The organism is Vibrio sp. 2304, assembly GCF_033339475.1.
GTDB classification, from domain to species: domain Bacteria; phylum Pseudomonadota; class Gammaproteobacteria; order Enterobacterales; family Vibrionaceae; genus Vibrio; species Vibrio alginolyticus.
Genome location: NZ_JAWOUQ010000008.1, coordinates 154179 through 175888, shown reverse-complemented (window position 1 = coordinate 175888; position 21710 = coordinate 154179). Strand labels below are relative to the sequence as shown.

General features: G+C 45.8%; 23 protein-coding genes and 1 tRNA gene. 18 read left to right on the top strand and 6 right to left on the bottom strand.

Going from position 1 to position 21710, the window contains the following annotated elements; genetic code table 11:
* Nucleotides 1–59 precede the first annotated feature (59 nt).
* From R7P64_RS16790 to R7P64_RS16775, 4 genes are all read right to left on the bottom strand, one after another.
* Nucleotides 60–800, bottom strand: a complete 741-nt coding sequence (locus R7P64_RS16790) for a transglycosylase SLT domain-containing protein (RefSeq protein ID WP_081008346.1) — start codon at nucleotides 798–800, stop codon at nucleotides 60–62.
* A 210-nt stretch (nucleotides 801–1010) separates the two neighbouring features.
* On the bottom strand, nucleotides 1011–2255 hold the full coding sequence (locus R7P64_RS16785; protein WP_042524009.1) for an NAD(P)/FAD-dependent oxidoreductase: 1245 nt from the start codon (nucleotides 2253–2255) through the stop codon (nucleotides 1011–1013).
* A 7-nt stretch (nucleotides 2256–2262) separates the two neighbouring features.
* Complete coding sequence (locus tag R7P64_RS16780) at nucleotides 2263–3330, bottom strand: class I SAM-dependent methyltransferase (RefSeq protein ID WP_053307501.1); 1068 nt, start codon at nucleotides 3328–3330, stop codon at nucleotides 2263–2265.
* A gap of 27 nt (nucleotides 3331–3357) precedes the next feature.
* A complete protein-coding gene (locus tag R7P64_RS16775; protein ID WP_005382272.1) occupies nucleotides 3358–3756 on the bottom strand; it encodes a hypothetical protein in 399 nt (132 codons plus the stop codon).
* A gap of 76 nt (nucleotides 3757–3832) precedes the next feature.
* On the opposite strand from R7P64_RS16775, the gene R7P64_RS16770 reads away from it, so the two are divergent.
* The 17 genes from R7P64_RS16770 to R7P64_RS16690 are packed head-to-tail and all read left to right on the top strand — an operon-like array spanning nucleotide 3833 to nucleotide 19047.
* On the top strand, nucleotides 3833–4561 hold the full coding sequence (locus tag R7P64_RS16770) for a beta-ketoacyl synthase chain length factor (RefSeq protein ID WP_053303275.1): 729 nt from the start codon (nucleotides 3833–3835) through the stop codon (nucleotides 4559–4561).
* A complete protein-coding gene (locus tag R7P64_RS16765; protein ID WP_005388305.1) occupies nucleotides 4558–5325 on the top strand; it encodes a lysophospholipid acyltransferase family protein in 768 nt (255 codons plus the stop codon). Before R7P64_RS16770 ends, R7P64_RS16765 begins: the two co-directional genes overlap by 4 nt.
* Before the next feature lie 13 nt (nucleotides 5326–5338).
* The gene (locus tag R7P64_RS16760) at nucleotides 5339–5599 is read left to right on the top strand and encodes a phosphopantetheine-binding protein (RefSeq protein WP_005382278.1); all 261 of its coding nucleotides are present in this window, start codon (nucleotides 5339–5341) and stop codon (nucleotides 5597–5599) included.
* A 15-nt stretch (nucleotides 5600–5614) separates the two neighbouring features.
* The gene (locus R7P64_RS16755; protein WP_086046591.1) at nucleotides 5615–5872 is read left to right on the top strand and encodes an acyl carrier protein; all 258 of its coding nucleotides are present in this window, start codon (nucleotides 5615–5617) and stop codon (nucleotides 5870–5872) included.
* A complete protein-coding gene (locus tag R7P64_RS16750; protein ID WP_170897199.1) occupies nucleotides 5872–6432 on the top strand; it encodes a hypothetical protein in 561 nt (186 codons plus the stop codon). The genes R7P64_RS16755 and R7P64_RS16750 overlap by 1 nt, the downstream gene beginning before the upstream one ends.
* A 4-nt stretch (nucleotides 6433–6436) precedes the next feature.
* The gene (locus R7P64_RS16745) at nucleotides 6437–7837 is read left to right on the top strand and encodes an AMP-binding protein (RefSeq protein ID WP_213973143.1); all 1401 of its coding nucleotides are present in this window, start codon (nucleotides 6437–6439) and stop codon (nucleotides 7835–7837) included.
* Between the two features lie 10 nt (nucleotides 7838–7847).
* A complete protein-coding gene (locus R7P64_RS16740) occupies nucleotides 7848–8216 on the top strand; it encodes a 3-hydroxyacyl-ACP dehydratase (protein ID WP_176310852.1) in 369 nt (122 codons plus the stop codon).
* Nucleotides 8209–9915, top strand: a complete 1707-nt coding sequence (locus tag R7P64_RS16735; RefSeq protein WP_213973142.1) for a glycosyltransferase family 2 protein — start codon at nucleotides 8209–8211, stop codon at nucleotides 9913–9915. Before R7P64_RS16740 ends, R7P64_RS16735 begins: the two co-directional genes overlap by 8 nt.
* Nucleotides 9899–11452, top strand: coding sequence for an HAL/PAL/TAL family ammonia-lyase (gene hutH / locus R7P64_RS16730; RefSeq protein WP_005396014.1), 1554 nt, complete (start codon nucleotides 9899–9901; stop codon nucleotides 11450–11452). Before R7P64_RS16735 ends, hutH begins: the two co-directional genes overlap by 17 nt.
* Complete coding sequence (locus tag R7P64_RS16725) at nucleotides 11452–11898, top strand: acyl-CoA thioesterase (protein WP_005460557.1); 447 nt, start codon at nucleotides 11452–11454, stop codon at nucleotides 11896–11898. Before hutH ends, R7P64_RS16725 begins: the two co-directional genes overlap by 1 nt.
* Entirely contained in the window at nucleotides 11898–12518 is a 621-nt protein-coding gene (locus tag R7P64_RS16720; RefSeq protein ID WP_213973161.1) for a LolA family protein, read from the top strand. Before R7P64_RS16725 ends, R7P64_RS16720 begins: the two co-directional genes overlap by 1 nt.
* Nucleotides 12490–14832 (top strand): MMPL family transporter, encoded by a 2343-nt coding sequence (locus R7P64_RS16715; protein WP_213973141.1) that lies wholly within the window; start codon nucleotides 12490–12492, stop codon nucleotides 14830–14832. Before R7P64_RS16720 ends, R7P64_RS16715 begins: the two co-directional genes overlap by 29 nt.
* The gene (locus tag R7P64_RS16710; protein ID WP_140143527.1) at nucleotides 14829–15440 is read left to right on the top strand and encodes a DUF3261 domain-containing protein; all 612 of its coding nucleotides are present in this window, start codon (nucleotides 14829–14831) and stop codon (nucleotides 15438–15440) included. The genes R7P64_RS16715 and R7P64_RS16710 overlap by 4 nt, the downstream gene beginning before the upstream one ends.
* Nucleotides 15441–15460: 20 nt before the next feature.
* Nucleotides 15461–16648: a beta-ketoacyl-[acyl-carrier-protein] synthase family protein gene (locus R7P64_RS16705; RefSeq protein ID WP_318123723.1), complete on the top strand. Its 1188-nt coding sequence runs from the start codon at nucleotides 15461–15463 to the stop codon at nucleotides 16646–16648.
* The gene (locus R7P64_RS16700; RefSeq protein ID WP_047009504.1) at nucleotides 16641–17105 is read left to right on the top strand and encodes a hotdog family protein; all 465 of its coding nucleotides are present in this window, start codon (nucleotides 16641–16643) and stop codon (nucleotides 17103–17105) included. The genes R7P64_RS16705 and R7P64_RS16700 overlap by 8 nt, the downstream gene beginning before the upstream one ends.
* Nucleotides 17102–17827: a 3-oxoacyl-ACP reductase FabG gene (fabG, locus tag R7P64_RS16695; protein ID WP_005388326.1), complete on the top strand. Its 726-nt coding sequence runs from the start codon at nucleotides 17102–17104 to the stop codon at nucleotides 17825–17827. The genes R7P64_RS16700 and fabG overlap by 4 nt, the downstream gene beginning before the upstream one ends.
* Nucleotides 17824–19047: a beta-ketoacyl-ACP synthase gene (locus R7P64_RS16690; RefSeq protein WP_025508283.1), complete on the top strand. Its 1224-nt coding sequence runs from the start codon at nucleotides 17824–17826 to the stop codon at nucleotides 19045–19047. Before fabG ends, R7P64_RS16690 begins: the two co-directional genes overlap by 4 nt.
* 185 nt (nucleotides 19048–19232) lie before the next feature.
* On the opposite strand, the gene R7P64_RS16685 is transcribed toward R7P64_RS16690, so the two are convergent.
* A tRNA-Arg gene (locus tag R7P64_RS16685) sits at nucleotides 19233–19309 on the bottom strand.
* A 203-nt stretch (nucleotides 19310–19512) separates the two neighbouring features.
* Between R7P64_RS16685 and folD the strand changes: the two genes are divergently transcribed.
* Nucleotides 19513–20373, top strand: a complete 861-nt coding sequence (gene folD / locus R7P64_RS16680) for a bifunctional methylenetetrahydrofolate dehydrogenase/methenyltetrahydrofolate cyclohydrolase FolD (protein WP_005382297.1) — start codon at nucleotides 19513–19515, stop codon at nucleotides 20371–20373.
* A gap of 68 nt (nucleotides 20374–20441) precedes the next feature.
* Here the strand turns inward: folD and R7P64_RS16675 are convergent, their stop codons facing one another.
* The gene (locus tag R7P64_RS16675; RefSeq protein ID WP_005382298.1) at nucleotides 20442–21641 is read right to left on the bottom strand and encodes a NupC/NupG family nucleoside CNT transporter; all 1200 of its coding nucleotides are present in this window, start codon (nucleotides 21639–21641) and stop codon (nucleotides 20442–20444) included.
* Nucleotides 21642–21710: the final 69 nt, after the last annotated feature.

Below are 21710 nucleotides of genomic sequence, written 5' to 3'. Positions count from 1 at the left end.
GAATCCCCGTGAAGTAACAGAAGGATTCATGCGCGAAAAACTAGGAACATGACACAATCTTAGCCCATGAAATTGGGCTGCAAACCTTTTTCTAATTTTTTCCTCACTTTGTAGGAAACATCATTAAGCGTGATTTTCCCCGTGTTGTGGCGGTCGATACCTGCATTCTGTCGATAGGCAATTGAGCCTTGTCTGAACAAAACGAAAGACGGCGGTTTACCAATCGCAGCAGGGTAGAGAATGGCCATGTAAGCATCTTCTAAGCTATTAATTTTATTTCGATAGGGCCAATAGTACGCTTTCACATAGTCAAGTTGTTCAAGCGCGCTCATTCTCGCAAGAGTCTTTGTGTTCACTCCTAATGACTCTGCGGTAGAGGGCATAAATTGAATTAACCCTGTAGCCCCGCTTCCGGAACCATTTTTGATGCTTGGACTGAAAGTTTCAGCAGTTTCAAATGCCATGCACGCCATAAGATGATTAGGATTGATCTTTAGCTCTTTACTAATACGGATGACTTTAGATTTGAACTCTGGAGAAACTTTACCTCCCCACGCGACCGCGTTCTCGGGATCTGCAATCGAAGAGACCGTTGATGCGTCATGTTCTTCGACAATTTTAGAAAGTAGAGGAAGCGTTTGGCGTAGTCGATGGCTCGAACTCACCAAGCGAATTGATTTGGTAAGAAACTTGTCTTTTTTTTGGTGTAGTTTTTGGAACTTTACTAACTTATACAGTTGCTTATAAACCGTTTTCACAACGAAGCCGGATGTAGGGAACACTCCCAGAATGTAATCCATTTCCTACAAATTTAATATAAATATCAGCAATAGACATTCTAGATGTGATCAATGTCACCATAAAAATTCTCAAATTCGATACACACCGATGTAAGTGGTCAATGTGTCTCCAACACGCTAGAAGTAAAAGTAAAGAGGCATTAAAAAGGTCTTACCAATTTTTTGGTAAGACCTAGGTTTACTGATTCTCGGATAAGCGAATGTATATTCTTACAGTTCAGCTTCCCGAACTAGTTCTGCAAGCGTCGACAAACGCTGCTCACTTTGTTTTACGTAAGGATTATTCGTATCCCAAGCATATCCAGCCAAAATCGCACTAATCATCTGTTTAATACGTGGGTTCGGGTTTTGATAGAAAATCACATCTTGCAACGTGCCGTTGTACCAGCCTTCCACATAAGTGCGGAATGTGTTCACTCCCACCATTAAGCGTTGCGAGTACTCTTCTTGCCAATCAACCTTTTCACCATTCAGCTGACGAACCACGCAGTCCGCTGCAAACTCTGCCGATTTCATGGCGATAGTGACACCCGATGAAAATACAGGATCAAGAAACTCACCTGCATTACCAAGCAACGCGTAGTGCTCTGTCGCTAAACGTTTGACGTTAGCAGAATAGCCACCCAACTCGCCTGCTGGATTCGGGTAATTCGCATTTCGCAACAAAGAAGCCAAACCCGGCTCTTCATTGGCTAACTGCTGCAACGCTGCAATCTTATCTTCTGGGTATTGTTCGAAAAATTCTGGCTCACCCACCACACCAAACGAACAAGTACCATTAGAGAATGGAATTAGCCAGTACCATACGTCGTGATTTTCAGGATGAACTGAAATTAAAATTTTGTTGCGATCGTATTCCGGCTCTTGGGGAGAGATATGATCTTCGATATGGGTAAAGATCGCTTTTCTAGGCGGAAGACAAGAAGGTTCTTCTAGCTCCAACAAGCGTGGCAAAACACGCCCAAAGCCACTTGCATCCAACACAAAATCTGCTTCGATTTGATAAGCCTTCTTATTTGAGTCGAGCACTTCTAATCGAGACTTTTTCCCTTCAAACACTAGGTTGAGCAGCTCATGCTGATAGCGAATCTCTACGCCTTGCTCTTCAGCGCTATCTGCCAATACTTTATCAAAGTTGGCACGTTGAACCTGAAACGTCGTACCCGGTCCTGGCGTGTATTTGTTTGTAAAGTCGAACTGGGTGTATACGCCATTACGACGAAATGCAGCACCATCTTTATACTGGAAGCCAAACTGCTTTACTGCATTGGTCATTCCTGCTTGTTCAACAACTTCCATACAGGCAGGGAGTAGGCTTTCTCCTATGGAAAAACGTGGAAAAGTCGCTTTTTCTAAGACAACAACATCTATGCCACGCGATTTTAATAACGCAGAAACGGTTGAACCTGATGGCCCCGCTCCTACGACAACAACTTGCTTGAGCTCTGTTTTCATTCTGAATTTAGTTTGCTTGTAGTTTTAATAAGGTATGACCAAGGCCAATATTGTCGGTTCTTTCAACGACAGATAAACCTGCCGCTTCGACAATTTCTAAGAAATCATCACTGCGATAAAAGCGACTATTACCGTTAGCTAAACAGGTAAAATAAAGAGAAGTGGCATTAAGGCTATAGGAAGCTCCCGCGTATTTTTGAGCATCCCAAAACAGCTCCAATACGTAAATAGTATCTCCCTTCGTTAACTGGGCTTTAACTTTTTTAAGGATATTGAGGATCTCAATTGGGGAAAAGCAATCCAAGAACTGGCTCATCCACCATACGTCAGCATGCTCAGGCAATGTTTGTGCTTTATCAAGCATGTTTGCAGGGTATGGACGTACACGCTCGACGAACTGGTTTTCTGAAACATTCTTCATCGCTACTTCTAATTGCTGCGGTAAATCAACAATCGTCACTTGAACGTCAGGGTCATGTTTACAACACTGAATCGCCCATTTCCCCGTATTTCCGCCAATATCCACAAGATGCTTTGGCTTGCTTGCAAATACCTCTTTAAGCAGAAGTGGGAACGAGCGATCCGAATAGAAATGATCGAACTTAAACCAGCTCTGTTTGGCTTGTTCTGGTAACGTCGATAGACCTTGATAGATGGTCTCCCAATTGCCCAACTCTTTCAAACCAGACGGTTTACCTTCTTGAATTGCTTCCGTCAAATGCATCATCGCGGCGTAACAAACATCTGCCGTAAAATCCATGTTTGCATTCGTCATACCATCATGAAGAAGGTAAAAACCAAGGTTTGCAAGCGAATAGTTAGGTCGTTCCCATAAAACAATATGCGCACTAATCGCCATATCCAACAGTACTTTAACACCATATTCTGATACTCCCGTTTTCTCGGCAATATCTGTGGCACTCATGCCTTGAGCGCCAGCGCTGTCTAAAGCGGCTAAAATACCTAAATCTCGAAGCGTTTTGGCGGTCTGGAACACGATTGGTGCAAAAGATAACTTCTGAGCTTCTGTCTTCGCTTCAAAAGCATTAAAAGGGTCATTATTTTGATTTAACACGGAAAAACCTAACTGCAATTAATAGTTTTATTGTTGAGATTGATTGCCCAACAATGCAATAGCTCGCTGAATATCAACATTCAAGTTGTTTACCCAACGATTGTAATTGCGGTGGATTTTGCCATCACTTGCTTTGAGATTTACTGAGTTGAGATAAATAATTGAGTAATATTTATTATTGTATGGGATTTTTACTTCTGCAGAGTGTTTACGAACGTGGATTTTTGCAATAAGAACACCAGGGCTTACTTCTTCGATCGTCCAGCCTCGGTTAGTTGCTGATTGCACTATGGCCATTTTTACTTGTTTATTTTGAAGATCATAAGCAACTGGAGTATCCTCCACATTCATTACAGGTTGTACTCGTCCACAACCAACAAGAAGCAAAGTTAATAATAACGAGACATACAGCTTAAAACGCGACATGATAATTTCCTTTTTATTGTGAATTTGGGTCAACCCCAATTTGTATCGAGCTGTAAAATAAACAATTTAACCCAATATGCCAAACTCGAAGATCAACATTTCGTTCAATATTGATGCGTGGACAGCGAATTCATTCGGTTTATCCGAATCCAATGAATGGAAACAATGGGCAACAGAGATAAAATGGCCAGAAGATGGCAAAATCAATGTTGCAAATATTCCTGCGATGATGCGCAGAAGAATGAGCCCACTCAGTAAACTGGCGGTACAAACTGCAATCGAAATGCTTAATCAACATCAAGTTGATTACCTTGTATTTTCAAGCCGTCATGGTGAACTGCATCGCAGCGTCGCACTAGTTGAAGATATAATTAATGGAGAAGAGGCGTCTCCGATGGCTTTTTCTCAATCGGTGCACAATACCGCCGCAGGGCTTGCCACTATCGCAACTAAACAACCCATTCCCCTAACTTCTATCGCTGCGGCAGAAAACACATTCCAAAGCGCAATATTAGAAGCATGGCTGTTTTTGTCCGACAATCCTGACAAAAAAGTACTGCTTGTTGATTTTGATGAGCCTATGCCTGACTCTTATTTAGAATATGAAAACCAACAATACCAAGGGTTTGGACTTGGCTTAATACTTTCTCATGGAGACAATTTCGCGATACAAAGCTCCATAAACGCAGAACGTTCCGGTCATCCTCTTCCTCAAGGTTTAGTATTTTTGCAACAATACTTGTTAGATAAAAGCCAGTGGACTATTTTCGCTCCGCAACAAGCTTGGGAATGGCACAAAAAATGACTCGCTTAAATCAGTATTGGCGTGTGCTAGCAACAGGCTTTTGTTTTTCAGTATTTGGGTTAGGTGGTTTAGTACTGAGCTTCATTGTTATTCCGACCATTCGTATTTTTGTTTCAGACCAAACGGAACGCGAATATAAAGTTCAAGGTGCGATTCGATATTCATTCAACACATTTTGTAAATTGATGAAGTTGAGTGGCGCAATCGATTATCAAATTATTGGTGCCGATATTCTTCAACAAGATCGTAATTGTTTAATTGTTGCCAACCACCCTAGTTTAATCGATTACGTTCTCATTGCTTCACAATTAAATCGCTGCGACTGTTTAGTAAAATCGGCAATATGGTCAAATCCTTTTATGAAGCACATCGTAAAAGCAGCCGGATATATTCCCAATGAAGCACCGGATGATTTATTAGCACTTTGTGATGAACGATTTAACAAAGGCAACGTGTTGCTTATATTTCCTGAAGGAACAAGAACAACACCAGGTGTAGAGCCGAAATTACAACGCGGTGCAGCACAAATTGCGGTAAGAACAGAACGAGATTTAAGAGTTGTCCATATTACGGTAACGCCAAGTTTCCTCACAAAAGAGAAAAAATGGTATCAAGTACCGGCAACAAAGCCCTTTTTCAGGGTTGAAGTTAAGGATAAAGTTGAGATTACCCCCTTTATAAAGCAAACTACGTCGCCGACAATAGCGGCGCGACGCTTACAACAGCACCTAGCTGAAAACATTTTTCCAGAAAACTTTTATTAATAAGCAGGTCCCAGTGGAACAGTTACACAACGACATTAAGCAACTTATTATTGATGCTTTAAACCTTGAAGATTTAACCGTAGATGATATTGAAACGGATGCACCACTTTTTGGTGATGGACTTGGCTTAGATTCTATCGACGCGCTTGAGCTTGGACTCGCAATAAAAAAACAATACAACATCGTTATTGATGCCGACGACTCAAATACGCGCGAACACTTTGCGTCTGTAGCAAATCTAGCGAAATACGTTTCTTCTCAAACTAATGAATAAGTTGTAGGTATATTCATGACTGATGTAAATAAAGATCAAGTATTTGAACAAGTTAAAGATGCGCTTGTTGAGCTGTTCGAAATTGACGCAGCCGAAATTCAATCAGATGCGCACTTATACCAAGATCTCGATCTTGATAGCATTGACGCCGTTGATTTGGTCGTACACCTACAGAATGTCACTGGCAAAAAAATCAAGCCAGCAGAGTTTAGTGCAGTAAGAACCGTTGACGATGTGGTTAACGCTGTCACTGAGTTATTGAAGGAAAGTTAATGCGCCAATTGCTGACTGGTCTGTCTGCAATTGTACTGTTTGCCTACCCCTTCGCCGTCTATTTCGGTATAGATAAATTTGGCTTGAACTTAGTTGGGGGCTTGTTAATTGCTGCGTTACTTTTGCGTGTTTTCGTCGCAAATAAGACCCCACTAAAAGAGTTTAAGTTCTTGGCGCTCGTTACGGGCGCTGTTGGCATTGTCCTAATTACGCTTGGCATGGTGTTTAAACAACATGGGTGGCTTCAGTTTTACCCTGTCGTTGTCAATGTATGTATGCTGTGTGTATTTGGACTGAGCTTAAAACAGCCGCAATCGATCATAGAGAGGCTTGCTCGCTTGCAAGAACCCAACCTTCCGGCTAGTGGTGTGGCTTACACTCGCAAAGTGACGATGGTTTGGTGCGCCTTTTTTACGCTCAACGCTGCTGTTGCACTCTATACCTGTTTCCTACCAGTAAAAATATGGACGCTTTATAACGGCCTCATCAGCTACTTACTTGCTGGTGGCTTGTTCGCTGGAGAATGGATCGTGCGTCAATTTGTTCGAAAGGAACACTAATCGTATGAATACAACGTATTCGAGCTTTACCTCCCTAGCGACCTTGTTCATCGCAGAAAGGTCTGAGCAATCCCCAGTCTCTTACGAGCGCGACACGGTTATCACGTGGGGTGATTTCCAGCAGCACGTCGCAACACTTGCTCAGCAGTTAGAAACCCAACCAACGCAAAACATTGCGTTGTGTTTTGGCAACAGCTACCTGTTTGCCGTTGGCTTTTTTGCTTGTTGTTATGCAGGAAAATCCATTGTATTACCTGGTAATTACCAACCAGAAGCACTCAAAGAGCTCAGTGAGCACTACGATTTGTTGCTGCATGATGCCGATGTCTCGGTTCCAGAACTGGTGAGCTCGCTTTTGATCGAAGCTCAATCATTGCTAGAAACCACCGTGATTAACGAGTCAGAGGCCAAACAACCTTATTTTTGGCGAGAATTAAACCTAGCGGAAATACCGGTAACGCTATTCACTTCGGGTTCAAGCGGCACACCAAAAGCCATTGCAAAAACGCTTAAACAGCTCGATATCGAAGTTTCTATTCTAGATAACCTATGGGGCGACACAGTTGCCAACACACGCGTTGAAAGCACCGTTTCTCATCAACACATTTACGGCTTGCTGTTCCGCGTATTGTGGCCTTTGTGCTCTGCACGTCCATTTTCAGCACACAACCTAGAGTTCCCAGAGCAAATTGTCCATCACGCCGATGCTGACACCACGCTAGTAAGTAGCCCTGCGTTACTTAAACGACTCAGTGAAGAGCACGATCCGGTTGCGATTCGGTGTGTATTTTCTTCTGGTGGCCCCTTGCCAAACCAAGCGGCGCAGCACAGCCAGCAGTTGTTTGGGTCACTTCCTATTGAAGTTTTTGGCAGCACAGAAACCGGCGGCATTGCTTACCGTCAGCAGCACGTAGCCAGCACTCCTTGGACGTTATTCCCTGGTGTTGAAGCCGAGCTTAACCATGAGAATTGTTTAAAGCTCCGCTCGCCACACATTGATGAAAACACTTGGTACCAAACTGCGGATGAATGCTATTTCCATGATAGTATTTCTTTTGAATTGCGTGGACGCACTGACCGAATCGTCAAAGTCGAAGAAAAGCGTATTTCCCTTGTCGAGGTGGAAAAACGTTTAGAGCAATTGCCGTGGGTTCAAGAAAGCGTGGTGATCCCAATGGAAGAATCTGGTCGCCTCACGTTAGTCTCGATCATCGTACTTAACGATCAAGGCAGCGATGTGCTTAATGAACTTGGTAAAGGCAAATTTTGGCTTGAGCTTCGCAAGGCACTGCGCAATTGGCTAGAACCGATCGCTATCCCGAGAAAATTCCGAGTGGTCGACGAAATTCCATTGAACAGCCAAGGCAAACGCCAAGTTGCTGAAATTGAAAAACTATTCCAATAAAGCTAGTAACATGGATAAAAGAAAACCAACTATTCAGAATATTGAAGTGAGTGACCATACCGCGGAGCTGTCGCTGCGAGTGGATGCTGACATCTTAGATTTCCAAGGTCATTTCAATCACTTCCCTCTTTTACCCGGCGTCACTCAAATTGATTGGGCGCTGTTCTACGCCGTTCAATATTTGAATACTCCCAAGGTATTTAAAGGAATGGAAGTCATCAAATTTCAAGAGCCGATTCTACCAAACGCAGCCGTTTGCCTCTCACTCTCTTGGGACAATGAGCGCGAGAAATTGACCTTTAAGTACACATCGAAAAACGGTGAAACCTTGGTGACTCACTCTTCAGGCAAAATGAAACTGGGTGAGTCACGTGAGTGATTATCGCCCCTGCTTTTTAATTCCTTGCTACAACCACGGCAGCACAATTGCAGACGTGGTTGCGTCGTTATCCTCTTTCGCTTTGCCAGTGCTGGTCGTGGACGACGGCAGCAATGAAGACACCAAACAAGCGCTTTCTGCTTTGAGTGAGCAAGGGCTGATAAAACTGATTAGTTTGAGAGAAAACCAAGGCAAAGGTGGCGCTGTGATGGCAGGCCTACATCAAGCTCACCAACTTGGTTTTACGCACACCATTCAAATCGACGCAGATGGTCAGCACGACCTAGAAGCATTGCCGAAATTGCTCAGCGCCAGCGAAACAAAACCAGATAACCTGATTTCGGGCCAACCGATATACGACGAGAGCGTACCCAAATCCCGTTTGTATGGTCGCTACGCTACACACGTTTGGGTGTGGATAGAAACCTTGTCACTGTCAATCAAAGACAGCATGTGCGGTTTTCGCGCCTATCCAGTGGCGAAAACGGTCGCCGTGTTGAACAAGTACAGCATCGGCAAACGCATGGATTTTGATATTGAAATTCTGGTGCGAATGTATTGGGAAGGCGTCGACATTGATTTTGTTCCAACGCGCGTGATCTACCCTGAAGGTGGCATTTCCCACTTCGACGCATTGTGGGACAACGTCAAGATAAGCTGGATGCACACTCGCCTATTTTTTGGCATGTTGCCGCGCATTCCTTCGCTACTCGCCAGAAAGCGCCGAAACACTGATGACAGTAATGCCCACTGGTCGAAACGAAAAGAACAAGGCACGATTTTAGGCATCAAAACCTTACTCGCGGTTTACCGCTTGTTCGGCAGAAAAGCGTTTGACCTGATTTTAAAATTAGTCATGCGCTACTACCACTTCACGGGTAAATCTGCCCGTGAAGCGTCTGAGATTTACCTGCAAAACTTGCAGTACTACGCAACGCAGCAGAACATCGCACTGCCAAAGCAGTTGGACAGCTATCATCATCTGCTTTCTTTTGGGCGAACCATGCTCGACAAACTGGCTGCCTGGCAAGGTGACTTTAACGTCGATAACCTAACCATTCACGGCCAGCATCATTTCGAAGAGATGGCGCAGAAAAAACAAGGCGTGCTCATTTTAGGCTCGCACCTTGGCAATATCGAACTCTGCCGCGCGCTTGGTCGTCGACACTCTCATGTCAAAATCAATGCCTTGGTATTTACCCAACACGCTGAACAATTTAATGCGGTAATGAAGGCGGTAAACCCAAATTCGGAACTGAATCTGATTCAAGTCAGCTCAATGGGACCAGACACCGCGATTCTGCTTCAACAAAAAATCGAGCAAGGCGAATGGGTGGTGATCGTTGGCGATCGCACTTCCACCAGCAAAGAAAATCGTGTCGTTTGGGCAGATTTTCTTGGTAAACCTGCACCATTCCCGCAAGGCCCATTCATGCTAGCCTCGGTATTAAAAGCGCCGGTTTACCTACTCTTCGGCCTACGCGACGATGAAGCGAACACTCCGCATTTTAATGTGTACTTTGAACACTTTAGTGACCAAATCACGCTACCGCGCAAGGAGCGTCAGCAGGCACTAGAACGCGTTGTTCAACAGTACGCACACAGATTAGAACACCACACACTGCAAGCGCCGTTACAGTGGTACAACTTTTTTAACTTCTGGACTTTAAGTAATCAGCCACATGACAAACAACAATAATCACAACATCACTTTTGGTGCCCAATCTTTAACCATCGAAGATGTCGTTGCCATTGCTCAAGGTGCAAAGGCAAACATGAACACCTCGCCAGAATTTACCGCGAAAATTGATCGTGGCGTGGCGTTTCTGGAACGATTACTGAAAGAAGAAGGCGTTATTTACGGCGTGACTACGGGTTACGGCGATTCATGTACTGTGGCGATTCCACCCGCTCTTGTGGATGAACTTCCGTTGCACCTTACACGCTTCCATGGTTGTGGCTTAGGTCAAATCCTTTCTCATGAGCAAGCTCGTGCGGTGCTGGCAACACGTTTATGTTCATTGTCGCAAGGCGTATCTGGCGTGTCTCACGATCTGTTGAACCAAATCGTTACGCTTATCAACCACGACATTGCGCCGCGTATTCCACAAGAGGGCTCGGTGGGCGCAAGTGGCGATTTAACGCCTCTGTCTTACCTAGCGGCGACCTTAATTGGCGAGCGTGAAGTGCTTTACAAAGGCGATGTGCGACCAACACAAGAAGTATTTGCAGAGCTGGACATTGAGCCAATTCGCCTAAAACCAAAAGAAGGTTTGGCGTTAATGAACGGTACATCCGTGATGACTGCTCTCGCCTGTCTTGCCTACAAACGCGCAGAATACCTAGCGCAGCTGTGCACCAAGATTACCGCAATGGTCTCTGTGGGTATGCAAGGTAATGACTTCCACTTTGATGAAGCGTTGTTTGCGGTAAAACCTCACCCTGGTCAACAGCAAGTTGCCGCTTGGCTGCGTGATGATCTCAATGCTGAACGTCCGCCACGCAATAGCGACCGACTGCAAGATCGTTACTCGCTGCGTTGTGCGCCACACGTGATTGGCATGGTGCAAGACTCACTGCCTTGGCTACGTCAATTGATTGAGAATGAACTAAATAGTGCCAACGACAATCCAATTATCGATGGCGACAACGAGCGCGTTCTGCACGGCGGTCACTTCTACGGTGGTCATATCGCAATGGCGATGGATACGTTGAAAGTGAACATTGCGAACTTAGCTGATTTGCTGGATCGTCAGATGGCGCAACTGATGGATTACAAGTTCAATAACGGCCTGCCGTTTAACTTAACCGGTGCAGAAGGCGAGCGTAAACCGATCAACCACGGCTTTAAAGCGGTTCAGATTGGTATCTCAGCTTGGACGGCAGAAGCTTTGAAAAACACCATGCCAGCGAGCGTTTTTTCTCGCTCAACCGAATGTCACAACCAAGACAAAGTGAGCATGGGTACCATCGCGGCTCGTGATTGCCTACGCGTACTTGAGTTAACAGAGCAAGTTGCTGCGGCTTCACTCCTAGCAAGCGTTCAAGCGGTTGAGATTCGTCGTCGTCATAACGAATTGGACGAACACCACATGAGTCAGAGTTTGCGAGTAATTCGTGACGCAGTACTGAGCGAGTTTGAATTTGTGATTGAAGATCGCCCATTGGAACAAGATTTGCGCCATTTCATTGAACGCATTCAGCAACGTCATTGGCCACTCTACGCGGAGGTATAATGCAAGAGCAGGTTCTCTACCCATTAGAAGCGGAGGTGACTATGGTCACCTCATTCCAAGATGCTGACCCGATGGGCGTGATTTATCACGGCAACTTCTTTCGATATTTTGAAGAAGCGCGTCGTGTGCTGATGGAAAAGATCCAATACAGCTATCGCGATATGCAAGACTCTGGGTACATGTGGCCGATCATCGACACGCGCGTTAAATACGTGAAGGCGATTCCGTTTAATCACACCATTCGTATTACCGCGCAACTCACGGAGTGGGAAAACCGCTTACGTGTGGATTACGTGATTTACGACGCCGAAACGAATCAACGTATGTGCAAAGCGCATACAACGCAAGTCGCCGTATCCATTGAAAAGCAAGAGATGTGCTTTGTTTCTCCAGCAGTCTTTTTAGATAAAGTAGAGCGATGGCACAACCATGGGAGCCTGAACTAATGCAAAAGTGGTTACTCTCTTTTTTGCTAATATTTTCTGCTTCAGCACTGGCAACACCGACAGTAAATGTAACGGATTTGGCATCGCTTCAACAGCAGTTGTCTCAGCATGAAATCGTACGCGGAGATTTTACGCAGCAGCGTCATCTGGAAATGTTTAGTCAACCTTTAACCTCTAAAGGTCAGTTCACACTGAGCAAAACACATGGCTTGTTGTGGCAACAAACAGAACCTTTCGCAGTCAATTTGGTATTGACGGAAAACAAACTTCGTCAGACTTTTGCCAACCAAGATCCGAAAACGATCTCTGCTGAAGAAAACCCAATGGCGTTCTACTTTAGCCATGTGTTTTTATCCGTGTTCCACGGGGATACTTCTGCACTGCAAGAACAATTCACACTCGATTTTTCAGTTGAGAACAATCAGTGGCAGCTCGTTTTAGTGCCCAAACAGTCGCCATTAAATGCGGTGTTTAAAGCCATCACCCTTTCCGGTAAAACGCACATTGATCGCCTAACCCTGCAAGAGCTGCGCGGCGATAAGACCGAAATCACGTTTACAAACCAGACCTCTCTACCTCAGGAACTCACGGATGCCGAAGACGCTCAATTCCGTTTCTAAACTCAGTCTTGGCACTCATACCTTTGCTCTGGTTTGGCTCAATCTCGTTGTTTTAGCGGGCGCATTGCTACTCAAACAATGGGTTTGGAGTGCAGAATCTCCGATTGAGACCAACATTTTAAAACTGTTGCCGAAGAACCAACAAAACCCAGTGGCTGAGCAAGCCTTTGAGTCGGTCTCGGCAAGTATGAGCGACAAAGTCATTTTCGTGATCACAGCGCCGGACAAAAATGCCCTTTTTGCAGCGGCCACTGAATTTGATAAGGGGTTACGACAAAGTAATCATTTTCGCGATGTGGTGGGAAAAATCTCACCTCAAGAGCAGCAAGCTTGGGCGAGTTACTACTTTAAGCACCGTTTCCAATTGCTGACGCCTGAACAACGAGAGCGTTTAAGCAAAAATCCAGAACAGCAAGTGCAACATGTGATTCAGTCTCTGTACAACCCGTTTTCTGGAGTGACTGGGCAAGAGTTACAAAATGATCCTTTCTTGCTATTTCGTGATTATTTAAGCCAAGTTACCCAGCAATCGTCCTCTTTCCGATTGGATAACGGCTATCTGTCCGTCGAAAAAGACGGTGCTCAATACTTGCTTATTACTGCTGAGCTAAAAGACTCGCCTTATAGCCTAACTGGGCAGCTTGCCGTCCCTGACATTCAAGCGCTAGAGCAAAGCGTCGCGCAGAAATATGGCGCTGAAGTTGCACATACTGGCGTTCTATTTTACGCCGACTTTGGTACGCAAAGTGCAAAATCGGAGATCAGTACCATCGGTGTGTTCTCTCTGCTCGGTATCATTGCATTGTTCGTGTTGGTCTTTCGTAGTGTGATGCCACTGTCTCTCGCACTGCTTTCCATCACCATTGGTTTGCTCGTTGCGTTGTCCGTTACGACGTGGATTTTTGGAAAAGTCCATCTGTTCAGCTTAGTGTTTGGCGCAAGTTTAATCGGCGTGTCTATCGACTACGCATTCCACTACCTAACCGAACGTCTTGCGGCGGGAAATGAATGGGATAGCGAGCAAGGGTTAACGCATATTTTCATAGCGATCACACTTGGCTTAATCACCAGTTTGATCGGCTATTTGGGCATGTTAGTGGCACCGTTTCCTGGTTTGCAGCAGCTTGCGCTGTTTTCATCCATTGGTCTGATTGCCGCTTACATCACCGTGGTGGCTTGGTATCCGATACTGGCTCGTAACCCATCGCGCACCATTTCGACTTTACCGGGACAATCATTGTTGGCGAAATGGTTAACGCTTTGGAATCAACCTCGAATTAAAGTCGGATTACCGATGTTATGTGTGGTTGCGAGTGGCATTTTCTTGCTGCAATTAAACTACGATGACGACATTCGTCTGCTGCAAACGATGCCGAAAGATCTCAAGCAGCAAGAAACCTTGATTACGACGCTCAGTGGCATGCAATCTTCGCAGCAAATGTTGGTCGTTACCGCCGACGATGACGAAAACCTAATGAAAAGACTGGAGTCTTTGACGCCAACATTAGAAGCGTGGAAAGCGGACAGCACCATCGAAAGCTACCAGAGTCTGAGCCGCTACTTGAGCTCAGTGGAACGTCAGCAACAAGACTATCAATTGATTCGCGATCTTTACGCAACACAATCCAGCCCACTTGCATCCGGACTGGGCTTAAATAAAAAGCCGAAAATGGACGCCGACTTTATCCCTGTCACGGTTGATCAGTACTTGCAAAACCCAGTATCAGCGCCTGTGCGTTTTCTCCATTTGGGTAAAATTAAAGGAAAATCGGCAACGGTAGTGGTGTTAAACCAATTGCAAGACTCCGCCGTTGTTAAGTCTTTTGCCAAATCGCAGCCTGACGTTGTCTACCTAAACAAAGCAGAAGAAATCTCCGCCCTATTTGGTGAATACCGAATCAAAATCATGGAGCTATTGGTAGCCGCCAGTGCTGTGATCTTTCTGGTGTTAATCAAGCGGTACGGTCTGCAACACAGTTGGCGAGTTTTACTGCCATCATTGATTGCTTGCGCCTGCGGTCTGGCAACTGCTGTCGCGATGGGAACAACATTAAACCTGTTCAACTTGCTTGGCTTGGTGCTCATTCTTGGTATCGGGATCGATTACACTCTGTTCTTTGCCGAGAAAGCGCGCAGCGTGAGCACACTATTGGCGATCACCCTTTCGGCAATAACCACTGTGCTGTCATTTGGATTGCTGTCACTAAGCCAAACTCACGCGATTCACAGTTTCGGCATTACGGTGTTAAGTGGTATTTTTGTCGCTTGGCTGCTCTCTCCGATTGCGATTAAAACAGAGGAAACGACGTCATGATTTTTAACCATGCTTTTCGCTGCGCGACGTTAATCGTACTGAGTCTGTTTTTAAGTGCATGCAGCTTGGTACCTCACCAATCGACACCTCAAGTCGATATTGCTGAGAACACCCAAGTTAACTTACCGACTCCAGCAAGCTTGGGCTATCAGTTGACGGCCAGCCAATTGATTACGGCCTCTTGGGTAATTGACGGCAAACCCACATCTGAGCAACTTCCGGTGCAACTGCAAGTGACTAGCAACGAAGTGGTACTGGCAGGCTTCTCATCTTGGGGGACGCGAGTGCTCTCGTTGTCTTACGATGGAGAACAAATCCAAACCGAAGTACTCAACGGTTTGCAAGGTACGCTACCGCGGCCAGAACAGGTATTATTTAACCTGATGATCACGCTCTGGCCGAGTTCCGCTTGGGAAGGATCGTTAAATGAGGTAAGGTGGCAAATGATTGATAAAAATAATTCTCGCGCCATCTTTGATAGCGACGGTGAAAAGATCATTGAGATTCAATACAGTTCTTCTAACAAATTAGAGGGTAAGATTGATTTTCACCACCTCAAGCATCAGTTTTCAATTTCTATTCAAACACTGCAACATCAGATTAACTAAGAACAGTTTAGAACAACAATATGCCTAATCGCTCTCCTCAACCTTTGTATATTCAGGCCTGTGGTTTCCACTCCGCAATGGGACAAGATGACGCCATCATCCACCAGTGTTTATCGGGAGCGAAACCATCCAACATGGTGGTTGACCAAGACATTTTGAATTCAGGCCGACAAACAGTAATCGGTCGAATTGCACAGCCGTTACTGCAATTACCATCAGCTTTCAGCCGGTTTGATACGAGAAACAACCGCCTCGCACTTTCGGCTTTGCAGCAAATTGAAAGCGACGTGCATGACGCCATTGCTGAATATGGCCGTGACCGTATCGCGGTCGTGATCGGCACCAGCACATCTGGCATTTCAGATGGCGAAATCGCGTTTGGAGAGAAGCTGGCAAACGGCGAGTTTCCTGCCGACTACCATTACACCAAACAAGAGCTTGGCAACTGCAGCGATTTTATTGCCGCCTACTTTGATTTAAGCGGGCCACATTACTCAGTTTCAACCGCCTGTTCTTCTAGTGGTCGTGTTTTTTTAACCGCGCAACGCCTGATTCGCTCTGGCATTGTTGATGCGGTCATTGTGGGTGGCGTGGATACCATTTGTCGCCTAACGCTAAACGGCTTTAACGGTTTAGAAGCCCTATCCGATACTCTTTGTAAACCGTTTGACCAACATCGCAACGGCATTAATATCGGTGAAGCCGCAGCATTAATGTTGCTAAGCAAAACACCCGCGCCCGTTGCTCTTCTCGGAGCTGGCGATAGCTCAGACGCGCACCACATTTCCGCACCACACCCAGAAGGGTTAGGCGCAGAAGAAGCGATGAAAAAAGCATTGACCAATGCAGGACTTACAGCGCAAGACATTGGTTACATCAACGCGCATGGCACAGCAACACCGTTAAATGATGCGATGGAAAGCAAAGCCATCCACCGCTGCTTTGGTGACTCCGTTCCCGTAAGCTCGACAAAGCCACTTACCGGACACACATTAGGCGCAGCAAGTGCAACGGAAGCCGCGGTCGCTTGGCATATTCTCAAGTACAACCTTGATTTGCCAATACAACACTGCGAAACCAAGGCAGACGATATCCATATATCGTTAGTTGAGACGCCAACCAAACTGGGTAACAAAGCGATTCTCAGCAACTCTTTTGCTTTTGGTGGCAATAATATTAGTCTTATTTTTGGTTACGCTCATGACTAAACTTCCTCCCATCGAACAACTTTTGCCACACGACAAACCAATGATCTTGGTTGATCGTGCTTTGGATGTTCAACAAGATACGATTCACTGCCAGGTTGATATCGTAGAACACAACCCGTTCTTCGACTCAGCCTCTCAAACTGTGCCAGCTTACGTTGGCATTGAGTTTATGGCGCAATCTGTCGCGGCGTGGTCTGGTTACCACGCATTAATGAAAGAACAAGCGCCACCGATTGGCTTTTTGCTTGGTAGCCGTCGATACACGTCTGAATGCGATGCGTTTTCTCGCGGACAGGTGCTCGATGTGTATGCTGAAAAAGTTATGGAAGATAACGGTATGGCGGTTTTTTCAGCCCGTATTGAGCTACAAGGAACTGTTGTAGCGACTTGCCAATTGAACGTTTACGTTCCATCAGAAGAAAAATTACAAGAAATGAAAATCAGGAGTCAACAATGACCCGACAAGTCCTCGTTACAGGTGCCAGCAAAGGCATCGGTAAAGCCATTGCCGTTCAATTAGCCAAAGATGGTTTCCAAGTCATTGTCCATTACATGGGCGATCAACAAGGCGCGCAAGACACCCTAAACACCATCGAACAGCATGGTGGTAGCGGTCGTCTTATCCAATTCGACATCAGTGACCGTGCAGATTGTCGTGAGAAGCTAGAAGCCGATATCGCCGAACACGGCGCTTACTATGGCGTCGTAAACAACGCTGGCATCACAAAAGATACCGCTTTCCCTGCGATGACCGAAGAAGAATGGGATGGTGTGATTCATACCAACTTAGATAGCTTCTACAACGTTCTTCACCCTTGTGTTATGCCAATGGTGCAAAAGCGCAAAGGAGGCCGAATTGTTACCCTTGCATCAGTCTCTGGCCTAATGGGGAATCGTGGTCAAACTAACTACAGCGCAGCGAAAGCGGGCGTAATTGGTGCAACAAAATCACTCGCGCTTGAACTGGCAAAACGCAAAATCACCGTAAACTGCGTTGCTCCAGGGCTTATCGACACAGGCATGGTAGACGAACACGTGAAAGAACACGCGATGCCGCAAATTCCTTTGCGCCGCATGGGAGAGCCAGAAGAAGTTGCTGGTTTAGTCAGTTACCTTATGTCTGACATCGCAGGCTATGTAACTCGCCAAGTCATTTCGGTAAACGGAGGTCTAGTATGAGCCGTCGAGTTGTTGTAACCGGAATGTCAGGCGTGACTGCGTTTGGTAACGATTGGCAATCTGTCGAGCCAAAACTGCGTGACTGCCAGAACGCGACGCAATACATGCCTTCTTACGAACAGTATGATGGTTTGAACACCAAGCTCGCGGCACCAATTTTAGATTTTGAACTGCCAAAGCACTACAAGCGCAAGCAAGTACGCGGCATGGGGCGTGTTTCTAAATTGGCGACCGTCGCAACAGAAAACGCACTGAGCCAAGCAGGTTTGATTGGTAACGACGTACTCACCAATGGTCAAACGGGTATCGCATACGGCTCATCAACAGGCAGTACTGACGCAATCGGTGCATTTGGTGTCATGCTGAATGAGAAAACCACCAAAGCGATCACCGCAACGACTTACGTGCAGATGATGCCGCATACCACAGCAGTGAACGTTGGTCTATTTTTTGGTTTGAAAGGCCGAGTGATCCCAACCAGCAGTGCATGTACCTCTGGCAGCCAAGCAATCGGCTACGCCTACGAAGCGATCAAACATGGCTACCAAACGGTAATGGTTGCTGGTGGCGCTGAAGAATTGTGCCCAACGGAATCCGCTGTCTTCGATACCCTTTTTGCCACCAGTCTGAAGAATGAAGACCCGAAAAGCACACCAAGACCTTATGACTCCGATCGCGATGGTTTGGTGATTGGTGAAGGTGCGGGAACGCTAGTTCTGGAAGAGTACGAACACGCCGTCGCTCGTGGCGCGAAAATCTATGCAGAAATCATCGGTTTTGCCAGCAACTGTGATGCCGCACACGTCACTCAACCACAGATGGAAACCATGCAAATCTGTATGGAAATGGCTTTGCAAAACGCGGGCATTCCTGCTGAGAAGATCGACTATGTATCTGCTCACGGCACTGCCACCGACCGCGGCGATATTGCGGAAAGCAACGCAACAGCGAATGCTCTGGGCAAAGTGCCAATCAGTTCACTCAAGAGCTACTTTGGCCACACACTAGGCGCCTGTGGCGCGATTGAAGCGTGGCTAGGTTTAGAAATGATGCACACAGGTTGGTTTAACCCAACGCTCAACCTAGAAAACCTCGACGAGCAATGTGGCGATTTAGACTACATCGCCGGACAAGGCCGAGAGCTGGACGTGAAATATTTGATGAGTAACAACTTCGCCTTTGGCGGCATCAACACCTCCATCATCTTTAAAAAGATGTAATTCCCTTAATAAATGCAAAAGCGCTGGTTAACCAGCGCTTTTTTGTTGGTGGCTATCCAGATTGCTAGAAATTGCAATGGCTAGAATGCCATTCAAAAGTTGTAGATAGAGTGGCAATTACAGCCAAAAACCTAAAAACGACAAAGCCCCGACAACTCAAAGAGTTATCGAGGCTTTTGAATAAATGGCACGCCCTATTGGATTCGAACCAATGACCACATCCTTAGAAGGGACGTGCTCTATCCAGCTGAGCTAAGGGCGCGCTACAGGGACAGGATTATACGAGTTCAAACGGGTAAATCAACGGGTTTTCATAACATTCTGATCTGAATGCCTAAAAAAAGTCCATTAAAACGCTTAATGTTCAAAAACACCACAAAGCAAACGTTTGCGTATGGATGTTAACAAGAAATTCTGCGACAATGCGCCGCAGATAATCTGCCTTCTTAATTTATAAGGAAAGTCATGACTGCTCAAAATATAGACGGAACTCTCATTTCCCAAACTGTTCGATCCGAAGTGGCTGCACGTGTTAAAGCACGTGTTGAAGCTGGGCTACGTGCTCCTGGTTTAGCAGTGGTTCTAGTTGGTGAAGATCCTGCTTCTCAGGTTTATGTCGGTAGCAAACGCCGCGCATGTGAAGAAGTTGGGTTTGTTTCTAAGTCTTTTGACCTTCCTGCGTCTAGCTCAGAAGAAGAGTTACTAGCGCTGATTGATGAATTAAACAACGATGATGAAATTGACGGCATTCTAGTGCAATTACCCCTTCCTGCGGGCATAGACACAACACATGTTTTAGAGCGCATTCACCCAGAGAAGGACGTGGATGGCTTCCACCCTTATAACGTTGGCCGTCTTGCGCAACGTATTCCAAAGCTTCGCTCTTGCACGCCAAAGGGCATAATTACCCTACTCGACCGTTACAACATTGAGCTACGTGGTAAACATGCGGTTGTGGTTGGCGCATCAAACATTGTTGGTCGTCCAATGACACTTGAGCTGCTGCTTGCGGGCTGCACAACAACAACATGTCACCGTTTTACCAAAGACCTAGAGAGTCATGTGCGTCAAGCTGACGTTGTCGTGGTTGCGGTTGGTAAGCCTAACTTCATCCCTGGTGAGTGGATTAAAAAAGGCGCAGTGGTGGTCGATGTCGGTATTAACCGTCTTGATTCAGGCAAACTAGTTGGTGACGTGGAATACGACAAAGCACGTGAAAGTGCGAGCTTTATTACTCCTGTTCCTGGTGGTGTTGGCCCAATGACCGTCGCAAGTTTAATTGAGAACACAATGCTCGCTTGCGAACAGTTCCACACAGACAAATAGCGTAAAACTTCAGATACGAAAAAGGCTCCGCAAGGAGCCTTTTTGCTAATTGTTGATATCTATTTCAATTACAGACTTAAAATCACGCCCGCAATCGAAGCGCTCATTAAGTTCGCCATGACACCAGCGATAATCGCACGGAAACCATGCTTAGAAACAAATGCACGCTTTTCTGGTACCAAAGAGCCCAACCCACCAATCAGCATCGCCATGCTTGAGATGTTTGCAAAGCCACACAAAGCAAACGTCACGATTGCTTGTGAGTGTTCACTAAGTTGAGACTTCACTTCTGCAAGCTGGATGAAAGCGACGAACTCATTCACCACAATCTTGTTACCAATCAGCGAGCCTGCTGTGGTTGCCTCTTGCCATGGTATACCCAACAACCAAGCGACTGGCGCAAACACAAAACCTAGGATGAGCTCAAAACTTAAGGGGGTCCCAATCAGATCACCTATCCAGCCTAACATTCCGTTTAGCATTGCAATGACACTAATAAACGCCAGTAACGTACCACCGACCGATACCGCAATGCGTACTCCCGCCATGGCACCATCGGCTAATGCTTCTACTACGTTGGTTGCACGTGGAATTTCAACTTGGCTAATGTCGATATCTGCTGCTTTATCCGTATCTTCTGGCATTAAAATTTTTGCCATCAACAAGCCGGCAGGTGCAGACATAAATGCAGCAGCAATAAGATAGTTGAGGTCGACACCCAGTGATGCGTAACCAACCAACGTTCCGCCAGCAACTGACGCTAAACCACCTGTCATAACTGCAAAGAACTGCGAGTCAGTCATGTGTTTTAGGTAAGGCTTTACCATCAATGGTGCTTCAATAGTGCCAACAAAGATATTCGCCGTAGCAGACAAAGACTCAGCACGACCGATACCCAGCAGCTTTTGAATACCACCACCGATAAAGTTAATGATTTTTGGCATCACACCTATGTGATAAAGACCTGAGATAAGAGAGGAGAAGAAAACGATGATACCCAGAACATTGATCGCAAAGGTGAAGCCCCCTGTCGCCAAATTACCGAATAAAAACGCAATGCCCTCTTGACCATAGTTGATCAAATTCGACACAACACTGCTCACTGAATTCAGCGCATCTCTTCCTGCTGGTACATATAAAACCAACAACGCAAACAGTACCTGCAAAGCAAACGCAAACGACACCGTTCTCAGCTTTATATTTTTTCTATTTGTAGAAAGTAGCCATGCTAGGAATAGTATGGCTACGATACCAATAATTGAGTTCATAAAATGAATCCGACAGAAGGGGGATATGGAAGGCACCGGATTGTATAGCGGACTCAAAATGCTGCAAGT